Raw genomic sequence first — 3,547 nt, forward strand, 5'->3', positions numbered from 1 at the left:
CTAGCGAGGAAGACGCGGCGACGTTCGGCGGCGTCCTGCTCCCGCTCGCTCGCGGTGTGCTTCGGGGCGGTCACGCCGACGCCTTCGCGGCCAGCTCGGCGTCCTCGAGGAAGGAAGCCGCCTGCTCGAGCGCGCCGATCAGTGCGTACGCCTGTCCGCTGGTGTGCACGACGATACGGACGTCGCCGACGGCGATCACCGGGGACTTGCCGGTGATCGCCCACACCTCGGGTCGGTCGTCCCCGAGGGTGACGGTGGTTTCGATGTAGGTGGCGGTCATGCGCGGTGCTCCTGTCGGGTAGGTTGGGGGTGCTCCTGTCGCGCCCGTCTCGGTGGTTCGAGGCGGGCGCTAGGTGTTCTAGGTGCGGTGTCCGTGCAGGGCGGTCGGCCACTCCTGCTGCGCGGCCCGGATCGCGTCGCGGCAGTCAGCGGCGCTCGTCTGCAGGTCCGCCATCCGCACCGGGTCGGCGTAGGGCAGGCGGGTCGGCAACGGACGGACCGGGGAGGTAGACGCAGCGGCCGGCCAGGAGGTCGGCGGTCATGCGGCCACGTCCTGCGTGCATCGGTGGCCGTCACGGAGTCGTACCAGCCACCTCGCGTACTCGGCGGGAGCTAGATCAGTGACTGGCGCCCCTAGCACTCCGAGCTGCTGAAGACGGAAGCCGACGACGTCCTCGTCCTCGACTGCAACGGACACTGAGTAGGCCGGGATACCGGCCATGCGAGCAAGGACGGTGAGAACCCTCGCTGACTTCGGTGGCGCCAGCGACTCCTGCGTCTCGATGAGCGCTACCGGAGTGCTGCAGAAGCAGCAGTACTCGCAGGCGTCCACGTCGATCATGGACAACTTCGCAGCGGCAGTGATGTTGATGTACCGCTTGATGGAACTCGGACGGTGCCAGCCGCTGTAGACGAGGCTCCGCTTGCCTGTGCGCTCGCCGTGGCTCATCGCAGCCGCTCCGATGCGGCGCGGAAGGCATCGTCGTCCGTGTCGGAGCCGATGGCGTGCCTGCCGAGCGAGTGCGCGGCGAGCAGCGTCGTACCTGCACCCATGAACGGGTCCACGACTGTCTGCCCGGATGTCGTGAGTCGTTGGATGATGCTGTGGAAGGCGTCGAAGTTCTGCCCCCACTTGTGGTACCGCTTGTCGTCACCGGAGGATCGGACGACGTCACTGAACCGGGGTCCGCCGCCGTAGACCAGGAGCGGCTTCCATGACGAACTGACCCGGCGGGGGTGCGAGACATACGCGGGACCCTCGGTCATATAGGCGACGGTCCAGCGGTACGGCCTGTGGCCTTCCAGCCGGCGGTAGACCTCAGGGAGGTGCGTCTGGCCGATGAGAACCGCGAGAATGCCGTCCTCGGTGAGTACCTTGTCGGCCCAGGCAGCTAGGTCGTCCAAGAGCGGCAGGAAGTCGGCGGGGTACGGCGGGTCGGTGATAATCGCGTGCACGCCGCTGAGATCCGCGAGGACTTCGCGGAAGTCCCCGTGCCGGAGGTCGATGGTCGGCTTCGACTCTGTGGCCTCCGCGTCGCGCTTGGCCTGCTCGACCCTGCGCTGCTCGGCGTCGCGGTCGCGGATGATCCGCTCCGCTCGGTCGAGCGCCATCGTCCCGGCTTTGACCTGCTCGGCGAGGTCAGGTGCCTGCTCGGCGATCCGCTTGTACTGCGCGGTAGCTCGGCCGGAAGCGCCAGCAGCCTTGCCGGCGCGGTCGGCGGCACGCGGTGCGCGCTTCGGCTCGGGGACGAGGTCCGCGTCCAGGATGACTGTCAGCTCGGCGTCGTCACCCTGGTGCAGATCTGCACCAGGGTTCGGGGCGACCCCGGCCAGCATGAGCGCCTGCGCCTGCGCCTCGTACAGCGGCAGGGCCGCGTTCGCCACCGCAGCTCGCTGGCCTGCGGTCAGGTGCCGACGCTGGACGTTCTGCGAGATGGAGAAGGTGATCGGGTCGCTGCCGGTGTAGATCCGCGTCGCCGGCTCGATGCCGACCAACTCGCACGCAACCGAGCGGTTCCGGCCGTCGAGCAGCACCCGACCCATCTCCGGGTCGTCGTACAGCCAAACGGGCTCGGTGAGGCCGTGGAGTGCGATGTCGTCAGCGAGGCTCTGGAGTGCCTCGGTGTCGAACATCGGGAACAGTTCCGCGGCGGGGTGGACCTTCATGCGGCCACGCCCTTGGACCCGATGCCGAGCCGTACGCAGTTGAGGCGGACCCATTCGCGGCTGACCGTGAGTCCGTAGTCAGCAGCGACGACGGCAGCGATCTGGTCGTAGGTCATCTGCTCTCGACGGCAGCGAGCGAGCAGTTCGCGGCCTCGACCACCAGCAGCGATGTCCAGCAGTTGCCAGGTGGGGGGGGTTCGGTTCGACATGTGGCAGACCTTGCCACATGCGACAAGGTTTGGCAATCGTCTTGCGGGGCGTGTCGTCTAGGTGCATCATCTACCCATGAGTGCAACTAAGTTGTCAGGCAGGGAACCGTCCGAGTTCGTCCGCTCAGTCGCAGCGGAAGTCAACGGGCAGATGGGGCGACACGGCCGCATCTCTGCCGTCCGCCTTGCGGCAGCGTCAGGACTTCCGTACCGGACGCTGGCCCGGTGCCTGAGCGGTGCCCGTCCGTTCGCAGTGGACGAACTGGAGAAGATCGCGGCCGTGCTCGACTGCGCCGTCTCTGACTTCGTGAGTCCAGCCCAGCCACCCGGGACCCGCACTATCGGTCGGAAGTCTTCCGATAGTCACCACGTCAGCTTCGCGACGGCTGCCTGATCCGATGACACTTGTCCTGTTCGTCCTGTTCCTGGCAGTCTTCGGCGTTATGCGCGCCCTGACCCGCCGCGTCCCCTCCGAAAGAGCGGCACCCCATGCTCATCACCGCCTACATGAACAGGTTGCGCCTCGCCGGCTACCGGCCCTCCACCATCACAGCGCGGGAGCTCTGCCTGCGCGCCTACGAACGCTCGCTCGCGGACCACCAGGCGACGGTGGCCGACGCGACCCGGCTGCACGTCGAAGCGTTCCTGGCCCGCGACCTGGCCCCGGAGTCCCGACGCGCCTACGCCGGACACCTCCACGGCCTGTACCGCTGGGCCGTCGAGGAAGGCCACCTCAGCAGCGACCCCACCGACCGACTCCCGAGCGTACGCATCCCACGCGCCGTACCCAGGCCCATCGACCCCGACGACTTGAGGAAGGCGGTGGACACCGCCGCCCCGCAGATGCGGGCGTGGCTGTTGCTCATGGCAATGCAGGGGCTCCGCTGCATCGAGGTCGCGGCGCTCCGTCCCCAGGACGTGACCGTCACCGGCGCGGGCGGGGTGCTGTTCCTACGGGAGTGCAAGGGCGGCGGTACGGCGTCGATGCCTGCACACGAGTCGATCATCGCCGCCCTGGAGCTGCTGCCGCAGCGGGACAGTCTGTGGTGGGAGTGCAGCCGCCAGCATGTCTCGCGTGAGGTGGCGGTCTACCTACGATCTTTGGGGATCGACGCGACAGGGCATCGTCTGCGCCACTACGCCGGGACGTCGTGGCTTCGCGCGTCCGGCCA

At 68.1% G+C, this 3,547-nt stretch carries 7 protein-coding genes; 3 read left to right on the forward strand and 4 right to left on the reverse strand.

The window, feature by feature from the left end; translation table 11 throughout:
* Positions 1-70: 70 nt before the first annotated feature.
* Together VNJ48_RS09475 and VNJ48_RS09480 are read right to left on the reverse strand one after the other, a co-directional pair.
* Positions 71-280, reverse strand: a complete 210-nt coding sequence (locus VNJ48_RS09475; RefSeq protein ID WP_325601435.1) for a hypothetical protein — start codon at positions 278-280, stop codon at positions 71-73.
* 78 nt (positions 281-358) lie between these two features.
* Entirely contained in the window at positions 359-490 is a 132-nt protein-coding gene (locus VNJ48_RS09480; protein WP_325601437.1) for a hypothetical protein, read from the reverse strand.
* Positions 491-734: 244 nt separating this feature from the next.
* Here VNJ48_RS09480 and VNJ48_RS09485 point away from each other — a divergent pair, with 244 nt between their 5' ends.
* A complete protein-coding gene (locus tag VNJ48_RS09485) occupies positions 735-911 on the forward strand; it encodes a hypothetical protein (protein WP_325601439.1) in 177 nt (58 codons plus the stop codon).
* Between the two features lie 34 nt (positions 912-945).
* Here VNJ48_RS09485 and VNJ48_RS09490 read toward each other — a convergent pair whose 3' ends face one another.
* Together VNJ48_RS09490 and VNJ48_RS09495 are read right to left on the reverse strand one after the other, a co-directional pair.
* Complete coding sequence (locus tag VNJ48_RS09490) at positions 946-2,166, reverse strand: DNA methyltransferase (RefSeq protein ID WP_325601441.1); 1,221 nt, start codon at positions 2,164-2,166, stop codon at positions 946-948.
* Complete coding sequence (locus tag VNJ48_RS09495) at positions 2,163-2,375, reverse strand: hypothetical protein (protein ID WP_325601443.1); 213 nt, start codon at positions 2,373-2,375, stop codon at positions 2,163-2,165. The genes VNJ48_RS09490 and VNJ48_RS09495 overlap by 4 nt, the downstream gene beginning before the upstream one ends.
* Positions 2,376-2,526: 151 nt before the next feature.
* Here VNJ48_RS09495 and VNJ48_RS22645 point away from each other — a divergent pair, with 151 nt between their 5' ends.
* Entirely contained in the window at positions 2,527-2,769 is a 243-nt protein-coding gene (locus tag VNJ48_RS22645; RefSeq protein WP_414689935.1) for a helix-turn-helix domain-containing protein, read from the forward strand.
* A 95-nt stretch (positions 2,770-2,864) separates the two neighbouring features.
* Positions 2,865-3,547: tyrosine-type recombinase/integrase (locus VNJ48_RS09500; RefSeq protein WP_414689934.1), on the forward strand; the 683-nt coding region annotated here is incomplete at its 3' end.

The organism is Nocardioides sp. (assembly GCF_035576065.1).
In the GTDB taxonomy this organism is placed as follows: Bacteria; Actinomycetota; Actinomycetes; order Propionibacteriales; family Nocardioidaceae; genus Nocardioides.

Coding starts and splice junctions, on each gene's coding strand:
- VNJ48_RS09475 (WP_325601435.1), bottom strand. CDS start 280: ATGACCGCCACCTACATCGAAACCACCGTCACCCTCGGGGACGACCGA.
- VNJ48_RS09490 (WP_325601441.1), bottom strand. CDS start 2,166: ATGAAGGTCCACCCCGCCGCGGAACTGTTCCCGATGTTCGACACCGAG.
- VNJ48_RS09495 (WP_325601443.1), bottom strand. CDS start 2,375: ATGTCGAACCGAACCCCCCCCACCTGGCAACTGCTGGACATCGCTGCT.
- VNJ48_RS22645 (WP_414689935.1), top strand. CDS start 2,527: ATGGGGCGACACGGCCGCATCTCTGCCGTCCGCCTTGCGGCAGCGTCA.